This window comes from Micromonospora sp. WMMD882, from assembly GCF_027497255.1.
Lineage (GTDB): Bacteria > Actinomycetota > Actinomycetes > Mycobacteriales > Micromonosporaceae > Micromonospora.
The window spans coordinates 5,563,326-5,579,612 of the sequence record NZ_CP114903.1; the positions used below are offsets into that span (position 1 = coordinate 5,563,326).

The 16,287-nt window shown below is 74.0% G+C and carries 11 protein-coding genes; 5 read left to right on the forward strand and 6 right to left on the reverse strand.

The genetic code is table 11. The annotated features are described in order from the left end of the window. Position 1 precedes the first annotated feature (1 nt). From O7606_RS24005 to O7606_RS24025, 5 genes are read right to left on the reverse strand one after another with little or no spacing between them, the layout of a single operon-like run. A complete protein-coding gene (locus O7606_RS24005) occupies positions 2–1,090 on the reverse strand; it encodes a uroporphyrinogen-III synthase (protein ID WP_281596260.1) in 1,089 nt (362 codons plus the stop codon). Then, the gene (gene nirD / locus O7606_RS24010; RefSeq protein ID WP_281596261.1) at positions 1,083–1,472 is read right to left on the reverse strand and encodes a nitrite reductase small subunit NirD; all 390 of its coding nucleotides are present in this window, start codon (positions 1,470–1,472) and stop codon (positions 1,083–1,085) included. The genes O7606_RS24005 and nirD overlap by 8 nt, the downstream gene beginning before the upstream one ends. Then, a complete protein-coding gene (gene nirB, locus O7606_RS24015; protein ID WP_281599842.1) occupies positions 1,469–3,979 on the reverse strand; it encodes a nitrite reductase large subunit NirB in 2,511 nt (836 codons plus the stop codon). The genes nirD and nirB overlap by 4 nt, the downstream gene beginning before the upstream one ends. 32 nt (positions 3,980–4,011) lie before the next feature. Continuing rightward, entirely contained in the window at positions 4,012–5,493 is a 1,482-nt protein-coding gene (locus O7606_RS24020) for an FAD-dependent oxidoreductase (RefSeq protein WP_281596262.1), read from the reverse strand. After that, positions 5,490–7,613, reverse strand: a complete 2,124-nt coding sequence (locus O7606_RS24025) for a molybdopterin oxidoreductase family protein (protein ID WP_281596263.1) — start codon at positions 7,611–7,613, stop codon at positions 5,490–5,492. Before O7606_RS24025 ends, O7606_RS24020 begins: the two co-directional genes overlap by 4 nt. A 241-nt stretch (positions 7,614–7,854) precedes the next feature. On the opposite strand from O7606_RS24025, the gene O7606_RS24030 reads away from it, so the two are divergent. The 4 genes from O7606_RS24030 to glmM all read left to right on the forward strand — a co-directional run bounded on the left by O7606_RS24030 (position 7,855) and on the right by glmM (position 11,900). Next, entirely contained in the window at positions 7,855–9,237 is a 1,383-nt protein-coding gene (locus tag O7606_RS24030; protein WP_281596264.1) for a nitrate/nitrite transporter, read from the forward strand. 226 nt (positions 9,238–9,463) lie between these two features. Then, a complete protein-coding gene (rplM, locus tag O7606_RS24035) occupies positions 9,464–9,907 on the forward strand; it encodes a 50S ribosomal protein L13 (RefSeq protein WP_281596265.1) in 444 nt (147 codons plus the stop codon). A 20-nt stretch (positions 9,908–9,927) separates the two neighbouring features. After that, positions 9,928–10,392, forward strand: coding sequence for a 30S ribosomal protein S9 (gene rpsI, locus O7606_RS24040; RefSeq protein ID WP_281596266.1), 465 nt, complete (start codon positions 9,928–9,930; stop codon positions 10,390–10,392). 152 nt (positions 10,393–10,544) lie between these two features. Next, positions 10,545–11,900: a phosphoglucosamine mutase gene (gene glmM, locus O7606_RS24045; protein WP_281596267.1), complete on the forward strand. Its 1,356-nt coding sequence runs from the start codon at positions 10,545–10,547 to the stop codon at positions 11,898–11,900. Between the two features lie 999 nt (positions 11,901–12,899). Here glmM and O7606_RS24050 read toward each other — a convergent pair. After that, positions 12,900–14,102 (reverse strand): pyridoxal phosphate-dependent aminotransferase, encoded by a 1,203-nt coding sequence (locus O7606_RS24050; protein WP_281596268.1) that lies wholly within the window; start codon positions 14,100–14,102, stop codon positions 12,900–12,902. Between the two features lie 234 nt (positions 14,103–14,336). Between O7606_RS24050 and glmS the strand changes: the two genes are divergently transcribed. Next, a complete protein-coding gene (gene glmS, locus O7606_RS24055) occupies positions 14,337–16,244 on the forward strand; it encodes a glutamine--fructose-6-phosphate transaminase (isomerizing) (protein WP_281596269.1) in 1,908 nt (635 codons plus the stop codon). The last annotated feature ends 43 nt before the right edge of the window (positions 16,245–16,287 follow it).

Genomic DNA, 16,287 nt, shown 5'->3' on the forward strand with positions numbered 1-16,287 from the left:
ATCAGTCGACGCGTAGGCGGTAGCCGCGTTTCACCACCGTCTGCACGATGCTGGGGGCCTCCAGGCCGGCGCGGATGCGGGCCACCGCCATCTCCACGGCGTGCTCGTCCGCGCCGCGCGGCAGGGTCCGCAGCAGCGCGGTACGGGAGAACACCCGGCCGGGGGAGCGGGCCAGCGCCCGCAGCACCGCCATCGGCGCGGGCGCGAGCGGGCGCAGCTCGCCGTCGATCACCGCCGCGTGGCCGCGCAGGGTCAGCAGGTGACCGGCGGCCTTCAGGGTGACGGTACGGCCGGGCAGCTCGTCGACGATGTGCCGGACCAGCGCGCCGAGCCGGGCCCGGTTGGGCATGCTGACCGGTATTCCCCTCCGGTGCAGCGGTTCGGCGGTGACCGCCCCGACACAGCTCGCCATCACGTCGCTGCGGAACGCCCCGATCACCGCCTCGGCGCGGTCTCCGGCGGCCCGCAGCATCGCCTCGGCGGCCGGCGCGGAGGTGAAGGTGACCGCGTCGACCAGCCGGGAGGCGACCAGGTCGACCAGCCGGTGCAGCGGCGCGGAGTCGGTCGGCGGGGCCCACCGGTAGACCGGCACCTCGATCACCGTGGCGCCGGCCGCCTCCAGCGCCTCGGTGCACTCCGGTTGCCGGTCGCCGTGCAACTGCATGGCGATGACCTGGCCGGCGACGCCGCGTCGGCGCAGGTGCTCGACGACCTCGTCGCAGCTCTCCGAGTCCGGGGACCACTGGTCGTGCAGGCCGGCGGCCCGGATCGCGCCCCGGGCCTTGGGACCCCGGGCCACCACGTACGTGTCGGCCAGCACCGACCGCAGCGACTCGGCCAGCCCCCAGCCCTCGGCCGCCTCCAGCCAGCCACGCATGCCGATGCCGGTGTTCGCCATCAGGATGTCCGGCGGGCGGGCCAGGCAGGCCCGGGTGGCGTCCCGCAGGTCGGTGTCGTCGGCGAGCGGCACGATCCGCAGCGCGGGCGCGAGCACCACCCGCGCGCCACGCCGTTCCAGCATCGCGGCGAGCTCGTCGCGCCGCCGGTCGGCGGTCACCCCGATGGTGAAGCCGGCCAGCTCGTCAGCCATCGTGACTCCCGTGCAGCGGTTCCGGACCACCGGGGACAGCGTTGGCCCCGGTGGTCAGCCTTATCTCCACCACGCCGTCGCGGCAGCGCACCCCGTGGGCGGTCACCGCCGCGCCCGGCCGGTCCAGGCACTCGCCGGTACGCAGGTCGTACACCTGCTTGTGCAGCGGGGAGGCGACGGTGGGCGCCCCGCCCCGGCTGCCCACGATGCCCCGGGACAGCACGTACGCCCCGGAGACCGGATCCCGGTTGTCCAACGCGAACAGCCCGTCGAGGGTACGGAACAGGGCCACCTGCGCCCCGTCGACCAGGGCGGCGACGCCCCGGTCCAGCTCCAGCCGGTCGTGCCCGCAGACCGGCGTCCAGCCGTCCGTCGTGCTCATCGCCGTACCTCCGGCAGGCCCAGGGTGACCGGCTGCCGGCCGGTGACGGCGGGGACCGGCTGGCCCCGTTCCTCGGTGAAGGTGATGGACGGGTCGGGCACGTCCGGCGCGTTGACGAACGACGAGAAGCGGCGCAGCCGTTCCGGGTCGGCGAGGGTGTCCCGCCACTCGTCCGAGTACGACCCGACGTGCCGGGCCATGGCCGCGTCGAGTTCGGCGGCCAGCCCGAGCGAGTCGTCCACGATCACCGCGCGCAGGTGGTCGAGGCCGCCGTCCATCGCCTCGATCCAGGCGGCGGTGCGTTGCAGCCGGTCGGCGGTGCGGATGTAGAACATCAGGAACCGGTCGACGTAGGTGACGAGCTGCTCGGTGGTCAGGTCGGTGGCGAACAGGTCGGCGTGCCGGGGCCGGAAGCCGCCGTTGCCGCCGACGTAGAGGTTCCAGCCGTTGTCGGTGGCGATGACGCCGAAGTCCTTGCTGCGCGCCTCGGCGCACTCCCGGGCGCAGCCGGACACCGCCGACTTGATCTTGTGTGGGGCGCGCAGACCCCGGTAGCGCAGCTCCAGGGCGACGGCCAGCCCGACCGAGTCCTGCACCCCGTACCGGCACCAGGTCTCGCCGACGCACGACTTGATGGTGCGCAACGCCTTGCCGTACGCGTGACCGGACTCGAAACCGGCGTCGACCAGCCGTCGCCAGATCGCCGGCAACTGGTCCACCCGGGCCCCGAACAGGTCGATCCGCTGCCCGCCGGTGATCTTCGTGTAGAGGTGGAAGTCCCGGGCCACCTCACCGATCACGATGAGCTTCTCCGGGGTGATCTCGCCACCGGGGATCCGGGGCACCACCGAGTAACTGCCGTCGCGTTGCAGGTTCGCCAGGAAATGGTCGTTGGTGTCCTGCAACGACGCCTGTTCGCCGTCGAGCACGTACCCGCTGCCCAGCGAGGCCAGGATCGAGGCGACCACCGGCTTGCAGATGTCGCAGCCCCGACCCCGCCCGTGCTCGGCGATGAGCTGCGAGAACGTCCTGATCCCCCGGACCCGGGCGATCTCGAACAACTCCTTGCGGCTGACGTCGAAGTGCTCGCAGAGCGCCGTCGACTGCGCCACCCCGGCGGCGTCCAGCAGTTGCTTCAGCAGCGGCACGCAGGAGCCGCAGCTCGTCCCGGCCCGGGTGCACGCCTTCACCGCCGGCACGTCGGCGCAGCCGTCGGCGATGGCCGCGTCCACCTGCCCCCGGGTGACCGCGTTGCAGGAGCAGACCTGCGCGGACGCCGGCAGCGTGGCCGCCCCACCGCCGCCCTCGCCGCCGGCCGGCGCGAGCAGCGCCAACGGCGGACCGGGCAGCTCGCCGCCGACGCTGGCCCGCAACGTCGGGTACGCGCTGGCGTCCCCGACCAGCACCCCACCGAGCAGGGTGCGCGCGTCGTCGGAGAGGACCAGTTTCGCGTAGACCCGGGTCGCCGGGTCGGTGAACGTCACGTCCAGGCAGCCCTCGGTGACGCCGTGCGCGTCACCGAACGACGCCACGTCCACCCCGAGCAGCTTCAGTTTCGTCGCGGTGTCCGCGCCCGGGAAGACCGCCGCCCCGCCGAGCAGCCGGTCCGCCACCACCTCCGCCATCGCGTAGCCGGGCGCGACCAGCCCGAAACAGACCCCGTCGACCGCCGCGCACTCGCCGACCGCCCACACCCGGTCGTCGTCGGCGCTGCGGCAGGTCGCGTCGACCAGCACCCCGCCGCGCGGCCCCACCGGCAGTCCGGTCGCGCGGGCCAGCTCGTCCCGCGGGCGGATGCCGGCGGCCACCACCACCAGGTCCGCGTCGACCGTCGCGCCGTCGGAGAGGACCAGCCCGGCGACCGTGCCGTCGGCGCCGGCCCGCAGCGCGGTGGTGCCGACCCCCAGGTGGGTACGTACCCCCAGCTCCTCGACGTAGCGGCGGAGCATCGCCCCGCCCGCCTCGTCCACCTGCACCGGCATCAGCCGGGGCGCGAACTCCACCACGTGCGTGTCCAGGCCGAGCAGCCGCAGCGCGTTCGCCGCCTCCAGGCCGAGCAGCCCGCCGCCGATCACCGCGCCGACCCGCCGGCCCCGGGCGTGCGCCCGGATCGCCTCCAGGTCGTCCAACGTCCGGTAGACGAACACCCCGGGCAGGTCCGTGCCGGCCACCGGCGGCACGAACGGGTACGAGCCGGTGGCCAGCACCAACGCGTCGTACGGGTACTCGCCGGCCGGCGTGCCCACCACCCGCCGCTCCCGGTCGAGCGCCGTGACCGGCTCGCCCAGCCGCAGGTCGACCCCGTCGTCCGGGGTGTGCAGGTTCAGCTCGTCGGCGTCCGCGCCGTCGAAGAACGCCGACAGCCGCACCCGGTCGTACGCCGGGCGGCGCTCCTCGGCGAGCACCGTGACCCGCCAGCGGCGGTCGACGTCGCGGGACCGCAACGCCTCCACGAGCCGCTGGCCGACCATGCCGTTGCCGACCACCACCAGGTTCCCGCCGGTCAGCGTGCCCCCGGCGTCCCCTCGGTCCGTTCCACTCATCGCGTCACCTCCACCGAGTCCACCTCGGACAGCCATTCGACGATGCCGGTGACCGCGTCCCGGCACGATCCGCACCCGGTGCCGGCCCGGGTCGCGGTGACCACTTCCGGCACCGAACGCGCCCCGGACCGCCAGCACCGGACCAGGTCGGCCTTGCTGACCGCGTTGCACCGGCAGATCGTCGCGCTGTCCGGCACCAGCGCCGGGGACGTCGCCTCCGGCACGGCGGTCGCCCCGCCCAGCGCCCGGCCCAGCAGCAGCGCGCGCCGGTCGGCGGGCACCGGGCCGCCCCGGTCGAAGAGCTGGATCACCGTGCCGACGCTCGGGTTGTCGCCCAGCAGGATCGCGCCGGTCAACCGCTCGCCGGTGATCAGCAGCCGGGCGTACGTGCCCCGGGACGGGTCGGCGAAGGTCAACTCCTCGCGCCGGTCCCCGCCCGCGACGCCCGGGTCGCCGGCGCCCGGCGCGGCCGGCGGGGCCAGCTCGCCCATCGCGGCCAGGTCGATGCCGGCCGCCTTGAGCCGGGTCACCCCCGGCTGCGGCCGGTACCGGTCGTGCCCGTCGTCACCGGTCAACAGCCGGGCCACCACCCGGGCCTGCGCCCAGGCCGGCGCGACCAGCCCGGTCACCACCCCGTCGTACTGGGCGCAGTCGCCGATCGCCGAGATGTGCGGGTCGCTGGTGCGCAGCCGGTCGTCGACCACCACGCCCCGCTCCACGGTCAGCCCGGCCGCGGCGGCCAGCCCGGTCTCCGGCCGCACCCCGCAGGAGAGCACCAGCAGGTCCGCGTCGAGCGTCCGGCCGTCGGCCAGCTCCAGGCTCACGCCGTCCGGGCCGGCGGTCACCCCGGTCGCCCCCACCCCGAGCCGGGTACGCACCCCGAGACCGGCCAGGGTGTCCGCGAGCACCGCCCCGGCGGCCGGGTCGAGCTGGCGTTCCATCAGGTGCCCCACCGGGTGCACCACCTGCACGTCCAGTCCCCGGGCGGCGAGCCCGCGGGCCGCCTCCAGCCCGAGCAGCCCGCCACCGAGCACCAGCACGCTGCGCGCGTCCCGGACGGCGGCGAGGATCCGCCGGCAGTCGTCCAGGGTGCGGAACGGGACCACCCGGTCGGGCAGCCGGCGCACGTCCAGCCCGGCCAGCGGCGGCACCGCGGCGCGGCTGCCGGTGGCGAGCACCAGGTGGTCGTACCCGACCTCCTCGCCGGCGTCGGTGCGGACCGTGCGGGTGGCCCGGTCGATCGCGGTGACCGCCACCCCGGACCGCACGTCCACGCCCTGCCCGGCCAGCTCGGTCAGCTCCACGTCGGACTCGTCGACCTTCCCGGCGAGCAGCGTGGAGAGCATGATCCGGTTGTACGCGCGGTGCGGCTCCGCCCCGAACACGGTGACCTTCCGGTCGCCGGGGCGGGCGTGCAGCTCGGTGGCGAGCCGGGAACCGGCCATGCCGTACCCGACGACGACGATGCGCTGGCTCACGGCGTCACCTTCTCCACCCGGACCGCGCAGACCTTGAACTCCGGCATCCGGGAGACCGGGTCGAGGGCGTCGTTGGTGACGGAGTTCGCCCGACCCGCGCCGCCCCAGTGGAACGGCGCGAAGACCGTGTCCGGGCGGATGGTCGGGGTGATCCGGGCCGGCGCGCGCAGCTCACCCCGGCGGGAGGTGACCCGCAGCTCGTCGCCCTCGGCCACGTCCAGCCGGGCGGCCAGGTCGGGGTGCAGCTCGACGAAGGGCTCCGGCGCGGCCCGGCGCAGCGCCGCCACCCGCCGGGTCTGGGCGCCCGACTGGTACTGGGCCAGCACCCGACCGGTGGTGAAGTACAGCGGGTAGTCGGCGCAGACCTCCTCGGCCGCCGGCCGGTGCTCCACCGGGTGGAACCGGGCCCGCCCGTCGGGCGTGGCGAACCGCTCGGTGAACAGGCGCGGGGTGTCCGGGGCGTCCTCGTCCGGGCAGGGCCAGAAGACCCCGTCGGCGGCGTCGATCCGCTCCCAGGTCACCCCGGCGTAGTCGGCCGACCCGCCCGCCGACGCCCGCCGCAGCTCCGCGAACACCACCCGCGGATCGCCCTGGTCGGGTGCGAGGAAGGGCGCCGGCCCGCGCAGCAACGCGGTCAGGTCGGCCAGGACCCGCAGGTCGGTGCGGACGCCGGGCGGCGGCTCGCGCAGCGCGCGACGCCGCAGCACCCGGCCTTCGAGATTGGTCATCGTGCCGTCCTCCTCGGCCCACTGGGCGGTGGGCAGCACCACGTCGGCGATGGCGGCCGTCTCGGAGAGCAGGAAGTCCGCGACGACCAGCAGGTCCAGCGAGCGCAGCCGGGCCTCGACCCGGGCCGCCCGGGGCGCGGAGACCACCGGGTTCGAGCCGAAGACCAGCAGCGCCTTCGGGCCGCCCCCGGCGCCCAGGGCATCCAGCAGCTCGTACGCGGAGACCCCCGGGCCGGGCAGGTCGGCCGGGTCCACCCCCCACACGTCGGCCACGTGCGCGCGGGCCGCCGGGTCGTCGATCTTCCGGTACCCGGGCAGTTGGTCGGCCTTCTGCCCGTGCTCGCGGCCACCCTGGCCGTTGCCCTGACCGGTCAGGCAGCCGTACCCGGAGCCGGGTCGGCCGGGCAGCCCCAGGGCGAGCGCCAGGTTCACGAAGGCGCTGACCGTGTCGACCCCCTTGGCGTGCTGCTCCGCGCCCCGGGCGGTCAGGATGATCGCGTTGTCGACGGTGGCCAGCGCCCGCGCCGCCGCCTCCAGGTCGGCCACCGGCACGCCGGAGAGCCGCTCGGCGCGCGCCGGCCACCAGCCCGCCGCGACCCGCCGGACCGCGTCGAAGCCCTCGGTACGCTCCGCGACGTACCCCCGGTCCACCCAGCCCTCGGTCAGCGCGACGTGCAGCAGCGCGTTCGCCACCGCCAGGTCGGTGCCGGGCAGCGGTTGCAGGTGCAGGTCGGCCAGCCGGGCGGTGGCGGTGACGCGGGGGTCGACCACGATCAGTTTCCCGCCGCGTTCCCGCAGCTCGGTGAGGTAGCGGGCGAGCGGCGGCATGGTCTCCGCCGGGTTCGCCCCGACCAGCAGCAGGGTGTCCGCCCGGCCCAGGTCGGCCAGCGGGAACGGCAGCCCCCGGTCGAGGCCGAAGGCACGCATCCCGGCCGCCGCCGCCGAGGACATGCAGAACCGGCCGTTGTAGTCGATGTTGCGGGTGCGCAGCGCGACCCGGGCGAACCGGCCCAGCGCGTACGCCTTCTCGTTGGTCAGGCCGCCGCCGCCGAAGACCGCCACCGCGTCCCGGCCGTACGCGGTCTGGGTGTCGCGGACCCGGGAGACGATCCGGTGGTACGCCTCGGCCCAGGTCGCCGGGCGCAGCTCGCCGGTCGGGGCGCGCAGCAGCGGGGTGGTCAACCGGTCCGGGTGGTCGAGCAGGTCGGTCGCGGTCCAGCCCTTCTGGCAGAGCCCGCCCCGGTTGGTCGGGAAGTCGCGGGACCGGACCTCGATCCGTCCGTCCTCGTCACGCAGGATCATTCCACACTGGAGGGCGCAGTACGGGCAGTGGGTGGCCGCCTCGCGGGGCGCCCGCCCCGGTCGGGTCGCGGCTCGTGCACCGTCTGTCATGTCGGCAAAGCGTGCCGGTGGGCGGTTTCCGCGCCGGGTCCCGTTTGTTTCGGCCCTGTCAAGAGCCGCTCACTTCCTCCCGGGGCAGCGGATCGGCGGGGATCGACGCCTCATCCGTCTCACCACTGGTCGGGCGGGTTCGTGCGGCGCATGTTTCCGCGGCGACGCGAAAGCGCGCACTCCCGGGTAACCGCCGCGCCCTAGCGTCCCTGCCCATCCCGCAGACCGAGGAGGAGCCGCCGTGAGCACCCTCGCCACCACCCCGCCCCGCACCGACACCCCGTCGCCCCCGGCCCGCCGGCACCAGTTGACCGACTGGCGACCCGAGGATCCCGGGTTCTGGCGCACCACCGGGGCGTCCATCGCCCGCCGTAACCTGTGGGTGTCGATCTTCGCCGAACACGTCGGCTTCTCGGTGTGGAGCCTCTGGTCGGTGACCGTGCTCTTCCTCGGCCCCGCCTACGGCATCGACCCGGCCGGGAAGTTCCTGCTGACCGCCGTGCCGGCCGCGCTGGGCGCGGTGCTGCGCCTGCCGTACACCCTGGCGGTCGCCCGGTTCGGCGGCCGGAACTGGACCATCGTCAGCGCGCTGATGCTGCTGCTGCCGGCGGTGCCGATGACGATCCTGCTGGAGCCCGGGGTGTCGTACCCCACCCTGATGGTGCTGGCCTGCCTGACCGGCGTCGGCGGCGGCAACTTCGCCTCGTCGATGGCGAACATCAACCTGTTCTACCCGGAGCGGCTCAAGGGCCGGGCGCTCGGCCTCAACGCCGGCGGCGGCAACCTGGGCGTGCCGGCGGTGCAACTGGTGGGCCTGGCGGTGCTGGCCACCGCCGGAGCCGCGCACCCCCGGCTGGTGCCGGCGGTGTACCTGCCGCTGATCGTGCTCGCGGCGCTGGCCGCCGCCCGCTGGCTGGACAACATCCCCGCCGCCCGCAACGAGCCCGGCGCGCTGCGGGAGACCGCCCGGGACGGGCACACCTGGGTGATGGCGCTGCTGTACATCGGCACGTTCGGCTCGTTCATCGGCTTCGGCTTCGCCTTCGGCCAGGTGCTCCAGATCGAGTTCGCCGACCGGTTCGCCACCCCGATCGACGCGGCCGGGCTGACCTTCCTCGGCCCGCTGGTCGGCTCGCTGATCCGGCCGGTCGGCGGTCAGCTCGCCGACCGCTTCGGCGGGGCGAAGGTGACGTTCTGGAACTTCGCCGCGATGGCCGGTGGCGCCTCGCTGGTGCTGTACGCCGCCGGCCAGAAGTCCCTGCCGCTGTACCTGACCGGGTTCATGGCCCTCTTCGTGACCAGCGGGATCGGCAACGGGTCGACGTACAAGATGATCCCGGCGATCTTCCGGGCCCGGGTCGCCGACGAGGTGGCCGAGGGGCGGCTCGACCCGGCGGACACCGAGCGGCGGGCCCGACGGCTCACCGGGGCGCTGATCGGCATCGCCGGCGCGGTGGGGGCCTTCGGCGGGGTGCTGGTGAACATCGCCTTCCGGCAGTCCTTCCTGACCTGGCACAGCGCCGACGCGGCGTACCTGGCGTTCATCGGCTACTACGCGCTGTGCCTGGCCCTCACCTGGGTGGTGTACCTCCGGCCGGGCCGGCGTACGCTGGCCGGCGTGTGAGAACTCTCACCTGGTACGCCGCCCCGCGCGTCGGGCGGACCCCGTTTTGACCGGCGCGTCGGGCGGCGGGTATCGTTGCCTGCTGTTGTACGACATTCAGCGGCGTACCGCTTCAGGTACGCTTGGTCGTTCGTGCGCGCTGGTCCGGCCTGGTTCCCTGGTCACCTCGGGTTATCTGGTCACCTCGACGCGCGACCCCAGACCGACGACGAGACAAGGTAGACCTGTGCGTACGTACAGCCCGAAGCCGGGTGAGATCGAGCGTCAGTGGCACGTCATCGACGCCTCTGATGTCGTGCTGGGCCGCCTGGCCACCCACGCCGCCACGTTGCTGCGTGGTAAGCACAAGCCGACTTTCGCGCCGCACGTCGACACGGGCGACTTCGTCGTCATCGTGAACGCGGGCAAGGTCGCGCTGACCGGCAACAAGCGGCAGCAGAAGATCGCCTACCGGCACTCCGGCTACCCCGGTGGCCTCAAGCGGGTCGGCTACGACGAGCTGCTGACCAAGCGTCCGGAGCGCGCCATCGAGCTGGCCGTCAAGGGCATGCTGCCGCACAACAAGCTCGGCCGTCAGCTCCTCAAGAAGCTGAAGGTCTACGCCGGCGCCGAGCACCCGCACGCCGCGCAGCAGCCGGCGCCGTTCGAGATCAAGCAGATCGCGCAGTGAGCGCGGGCGAAGGAAGCAGCATGACCGACATCACCGAGACCGAGGTCGCCCCCGAGGCCACCGAGGCGCCGGCGCCCGTCGCGCGCGCGCCCCGCGGAGACCGCCCGATCCAGACCGTGGGCCGCCGCAAGGAGGCCATCGTCCGGGTGCGGATCATCCCCGGCAGCGGCAAGATCACCTGCAACGGCCGTGACCTCGAGGCCTACTTCCCGAGCAAGGTGCACCAGCAGCTCATCAAGGACCCGCTGGTCACCGCCGAGAAGCCCGAGGCGTTCGACGTGATCGCCAACCTGCGTGGCGGCGGCACCACCGGCCAGGCCGGCGCGCTGCGGCTGGCCATCGCCCGGGCGCTGATCGTCAGCGAGCCCGACGACCGGCCCGCGCTCAAGAAGGCCGGCTTCCTCACCCGGGACGCCCGGGTCAAGGAGAGCAAGAAGTACGGCCTCAAGAAGGCCCGCAAGGCCCCGCAGTACTCGAAGCGCTGATCAGCGTCAGCACCTTGTACTCCTGACGGACGGCCGGTCCGCCTCCCGCGAATTCCCGGGGAGGTGGCCCGGCCGTTCCGCTTTTCCTGGTATCACCGTTCTCCCTGGTGTCACCCTCTGCGTGGCATCACCGTTTCTGGAGGTTGGCGGGTATGGGTCGGTTGTTCGGCACGGACGGCGTACGCGGGCGGGCGAACGTCGACCTGACACCCGAGCTCGCGTTGGCGGTGGCGGTGGCCGCCGCGCACACCCTCGCCGAGTCGGACCGCAGCCACCCGCCGCTGGCCGTGGTGGGGCGGGACCCGCGGGCCAGCGGCGAGATGCTGGAAGCCGCCGTGGTGGCCGGGCTGACCAGCGCCGGCGCCAACGTCGTCCGGGTCGGTGTGCTGCCCACCCCGGCGGTCGCCTTCCTGACCGCCGAGGCCAAGGCCGACCTGGGCGTGATGCTCTCCGCGTCGCACAACCCGATGCCGGACAACGGCGTCAAGCTCTTCGCCGCCGGTGGACACAAACTGCCCGACGACCTTGAGATCCGGATCGAGGACGCGGTCGAGGCGAACGCCACCACCGCCTGGGAACGCCCCACCGGGGCCGGCATCGGCCGGGTGCACGACCTGCTCGACGGGGCCGACCACTACGTCCAGCACCTGATCGGCACGGTCCCGCACCGGCTGGAAGGCATCAAGGTCGTGGTGGACTGCGCCAACGGCGCCGCCGCCGAGGTCGCCCCGGTCGCCTACCGGGAAGCCGGCGCCGAGGTCGTGGCGATCAACGCCGACCCGGACGGGCTCAACATCAACGACGCCTGCGGCTCCAACCACATCGAGGCGCTGCGCGAGGCCGTGGTGGCGCACGGCGCGCACCTGGGCATCGCCCACGACGGCGACGCCGACCGTTGCGTGGCGGTCGACGCCAACGGCGACGAGGTGGACGGCGACCAGATCATGGCCATCATCGCGTTGGCCATGCGCGAGGCGGGCACGCTCACCGGCGACACCCTGGTCGCGACCGTGATGAGCAACCTCGGCCTGCGACTGGCCATGTCTGCCGAGGGCATCCGGCTGGTCGAGACCAAGGTCGGCGACCGGTACGTGCTGGAGGAGCTGCGCGCCTCCGGGCTCGCCCTGGGCGGTGAGCAGAGCGGGCACATCGTGCTGCCCGCGTACGCGACCACCGGCGACGGCGTGCTCACCGGCCTGCACCTGATGGCCCGGATGGCGCAGACCGGCCGGAGCCTGGCCGAGCTGGCCGGGGTGATGACCAAGCTGCCCCAGGTGCTGATCAACGTGCCGGTCGGGGACCGGACCGTCGGCGCGGGCGCTCCCGACGTCCTGGCCGAGGTCGAGCGGGCCGAGACGGAGCTGGGCGACACCGGCCGGGTGCTGCTGCGCCCCTCCGGCACCGAGCCTTTGGTCCGGGTGATGGTCGAGGCGGAGACCGAGCAGACCGCCCGCGCGGTCGCCGAACGCATCGCCACCCGGGTCCGCGCCGCCAGCCCCGCCGCCTGACCGTACCGTCGGCCGGGCGTCTCCCGCCCGCGCGGAAGGCGCCCGCCCGTCGGCTGGTCCGCCCGTCGGCTGGTCCGCCCGCCGGCTGGTCCGCCCGCCGGCTGGTCCGCCCGCCGGCTGGCTGGCGGGCGCGCCGCCCGCCGCCGTGCCGCTCCTGCGGCCGTGCTGTGGTCGACCTGGTCGGCGCGGCCGGTTGTTCGTGCGGCTGTGCTGGTCGTCGCGGCGTGTCGGTCGCTGGGCCCGGTCGGTCGCTGGATCGGGCCGATCGCTGGGCCTGGTCGGTCCCGCCGAGCGGCTGTCGATCGCCGGCGACCGTCCCTGGGCTGACCGCCGAGCTGCGGGGGTGTGTGCTGTCCGGAGCCTTTGGAGCTGCCCCGGATATGGGGCACGCCGCCCGCGGATTGCCGCCCGCCGGCTGCCTACCGTCGCCCGTCGCCCGTCGCCCGTCGCCCGTCGCCCGTCGCCCGTGGCCGGTGGCCGGTGGCCCGTTGTCCGTGGTGCGTGGTGCGTGGTGCGTCGTGCGTGGCCGGTGGCCCGTTGTCCGCGGCCGGTGGCCTGGCCGGTGATTCAGCGTCGACGGGCTGGTGGTCGTTCCTCGGAGGCCGGCGGTACCGAGGGGCCCCGTCGTTCGTTGTCCGTCGGCTGCCGCGCGCGTCGCCCGGCGTCCAGGCGCCACTGCCCCATATCCGGGGCAGCTCCAAAGGCTCACTCTCAGAACCCAATGGGGGAGTCCGACGACCGGACTCCCTTCTTGTCGCACGCGAGCCAGCGCCCCGGGTCGAGCCGCCCCGGGTCGAGCCGGGGCGGGTCGAGCCGGCCCGGGCCAGGGGGCCTGATCCGGGTCGGTCCTTCCCGGGACGGGCCGGACGGTGCGCGTACCGCTGGAGTGTTCGGGGGGTGCTGGGCGGCGGCCCGGCGCGGCCCGACCGACGGCGAGCGGCTGCGAGCCGGAGCCGTCGGCGCGCGCCGTGGCGGGGCGGGCCGTGTGCTGCGGGACGGTCAGCGGGGACGGAGGGCGTGCAGCCGGGTCACCGCCTCGGTCAGCACCTCGGGGCGTTTGCAGAAGGCGAACCGGACCAGCCGGCGGCCCGCCTCCGGGTCGTCGTAGAAGACCTGGGTCGGAACGGCCACCACGCCGCAGCGTTCCGGCAGGGCGCGGCAGAACTCCACCCCGTCCGTCCCGCCCAGCGGGGTGACGTCGGCGGTGACGAAGTACGTCCCCTCCGGGACGAGCACGTCGAAACCGGCCTCGGTGAGCCCGTCGACGAGCTGGTCCCGGCGCTGTCGCATCCCGGTCAGCAGGTCGGTGTAGTAGTCGTCCGGCAGGGCCAGCGCCACGGCGACGGCCGGTTGCAGCGGCGCCGCGTTCACGAACGTGAGGAACTGCTTCACCCGCAGCAGCGCCGACACCAGGGCGGCGGGGCCGCTGGCCCAGCCGACCTTCCAGCCGGTGCAGGAGAACGTCTTGCCGGCCGAGGAGATCCGCAGGGTGCGCTCCCGCATGCCGGGCAGGGTGGCCAGCGGCGCGTGGCCGGCGCCGGCGAAGACCAGGTGCTCGTACACCTCGTCGGTGACCGCGTACGCGTCGTGCTCCTGGCACAGTTCGGCGACCAGGCGTAGCTCGTCGGCGGTGAAGACCTTGCCGGTGGGGTTGTGCGGGGAGTTCAGCAGCACCACCCTCGTGCGGGGGCCGAACGCGGCGCGCAACGCGTCCGGGTCGAAGGCGTACCGGCCGTCGGGCCCGGGGCGCAGCGTGACCGGGCGGCGGACCGCGCCGGCCAGGGCGATCGAGGCCGCGTAGGAGTCGTAGTAGGGCTCGAAGCAGACCACTTCGTCGCCGGGCTCGCAGAGGGCGAGGATGGCCGCCGCGACCGCCTCGGTGGCGCCGGCGGTGACCACGATCTCGCCGTTCGGGTCGTACTCCAGGCCCCAGAAGCGGCGTTGGTGGGCGGCGACCGCCGCCCGCAGGACGGGGACGCCCGGACCCGGCGGGTACTGGTTGTGGCCGGCGCGCAGCGCTTCGGCGGCGGCGGCGAGCATCTCGGGCGGGCCGTCGGAGTCGGGGAAACCCTGGCCGAGGTTGACCGCGCCGGTGCGCACCGCGAGCGCGGACATCTCGGCGAAGATGGTGGTGCCGAACGGACGCATCCGGGCCACCAGCGGATCGGCGCCCGTCGGCGCGCCGGCCTTCGTCGTCGTCACGTCGGCAAGCCTACGGCCCGGACCCGGTAGGGCCCGCCCGGGCGGTGGCGCTCGGCGACTGCGGCGTCGGTCGTCGGCTCACCGACCGAGCGGCGCGAGGTGCTCGACCCCGCTGGTCAGGAAAGCGGTGCCACGGCGGTTTTCGGTCACCTGGCGGTTTTCGCTCATGTGCGGTGAGCGATAACCCCCCTTCCGCGCAAACGTGGTGAGCGAAACTGGGTTAGGCTGCGGGCCATGTGTGGAATCGTGGGTTACGCCGGCGCGCGCCCGGCGCTCGGCATCGTGCTCGACGGGCTGCGGCGACTGGAATACCGAGGCTACGACTCGGCCGGCGTCGCCATCGTCTGCGACGACGAGCTGCTGACCGAGAAGAAGGCCGGCAAGCTGGCCAACCTGGAGAAGGCGCTGGGCGAGCGGGCCACCACCGGGTCGGGCGGCGCCGCCGCGACCGGCATCGGCGACGGCCTCACCGGCATCGGGCACACCCGCTGGGCCACCCACGGCGGCCCGACCGACCGCAACGCCCACCCCCACCTCGCCCCGGACAACGGCGTCGCGGTGATCCACAACGGCATCATCGAGAACTTCGCCAAGCTCCGCGCCGAGCTGGAGGACGACGGCGTCACCTTCGCCAGCGACACCGACACCGAGTGCGCCGCCCACCTGCTCTCCGCCGCGCTGGCCGACCTGCGCGCCGCCGGTCAGCCCGACGGCCCGGCCCTGCTCTCCGCCGCGATGCGGGTGGTGTGCCAGCGGCTGGAGGGAGCGTTCACGCTGCTGGCAGTGGACGCCCGGGTGCCCGGCGCGGTGGTCGGCGCGCGCCGCAACTCGCCGCTGGTGGTCGGCCGGGGCGACGGCGAGAACTACCTGGCCAGCGACGTGGCCGCGTTCATCGAGCACACCCGGGAGGCGGTCGAGCTGGGGCAGGACCAGATCGTCCTGATCACCGCCGACACCATCGAGATCACCGACTTCGACGGGCAGCCGGCCAGCGGCAAGGACTTCCACATCCACTGGGACGCCTCCGCCGCCGAGAAGGGCGGCTACGACTGGTTCATGCTCAAGGAGATCGAGGAGCAGCCGCAGGCCGTCGCGGACACCCTGCTCGGACGGCTCACCGACACCGGCGAGATCATGCTCGACGAGGTACGCCTCAGCGACCAGGACCTCCGGGACGTCGACAAGATCTTCATCGTCGCCTGCGGCACCGCGTACCACTCCGGGATGGTCGCCAAGTACGCCATCGAGCACTGGACCCGGATCCCCTGTGAGGTGGAGCTGGCCAGCGAGTTCCGGTACCGCGACCCGGTCCTCGACCGGTCCACGCTGATCGTGGTGATCTCGCAGTCCGGCGAGACCATGGACACCCTGATGGCGCTGCGGCACGCCAAGGAGCAGAAGGCCCGGGTGCTGGCCATCTGCAACACCAACGGCTCCACCATCCCGCGTGAGTCGGACGCGGTGCTCTACACCCACGGCGGGCCCGAGATCGCCGTCGCCTCCACCAAGGCGTTCCTCACCCAGCTCGTCGCCTGCTACCTGATCGGCCTGCACCTGGCCCAGGTACGCGGGATCAAGTTCGCCGACGAGGTGGCCGCCGTGGTCGACCAGCTCCACCAGATGCCCGGCAAGCTGCGTGAGCTGCTGGACCGCATCGAGCCGGTCCGGGAACTGGCCCGCGACCTGAAGTCGGAGCCGACCGTGCTGTTCATCGGCCGGCACGTCGGCTACCCGGTGGCGCTGGAGGGCGCGCTGAAGCTCAAGGAGCTGGCGTACATGCACGCCGAGGGGTTCGCCGCCGGCGAGCTGAAGCACGGCCCGATCGCCCTGATCGACCAGGGCACCCCGGTGATCTGCGTGGTGCCGTCGCCGGTGGGCCGGGGCATGCTGCACGACAAGGTGGTCTCCAACATCCAGGAGGTACGTGCCCGGGGCGCGCGCACCATCGTGATCGCCGAAGAGGGCGACGAGGCGGTCGCCCGGTACGCCGATCACCTGATCTACGTGCCGCGCACGCCGACGCTGCTGGCCCCGCTGGTGACCACCGTCCCGTTGCAGGTGCTCGCCGCCGAGATCGCCGCCGCCCGGGGGCACGACGTCGACCAGCCGCGCAACCTGGCGAAGTCCGTCACCGTCGAGTGAGCCGCCGGCCCCGGCGCGCGCCGCTGCGTGCCGGGGCCGGCGA

What these genes read in the sequence shown, in the direction of transcription:
- O7606_RS24005 (WP_281596260.1), bottom strand. Translation starts at nt 1,090, where the DNA reads ATGGCTGACGAGCTGGCCGGCTTCACCATCGGGGTGACCGCCGACCGG.
- nirD (WP_281596261.1), bottom strand. Translation starts at nt 1,472, where the DNA reads ATGAGCACGACGGACGGCTGGACGCCGGTCTGCGGGCACGACCGGCTG.
- O7606_RS24025 (WP_281596263.1), bottom strand. Translation starts at nt 7,613, where the DNA reads ATGACAGACGGTGCACGAGCCGCGACCCGACCGGGGCGGGCGCCCCGC.
- rpsI (WP_281596266.1), top strand. Translation starts at nt 9,928, where the DNA reads ATGACCGACATCACCGAGACCGAGGTCGCCCCCGAGGCCACCGAGGCG.
- glmM (WP_281596267.1), top strand. Translation starts at nt 10,545, where the DNA reads ATGGGTCGGTTGTTCGGCACGGACGGCGTACGCGGGCGGGCGAACGTC.
- glmS (WP_281596269.1), top strand. Translation starts at nt 14,337, where the DNA reads ATGTGTGGAATCGTGGGTTACGCCGGCGCGCGCCCGGCGCTCGGCATC.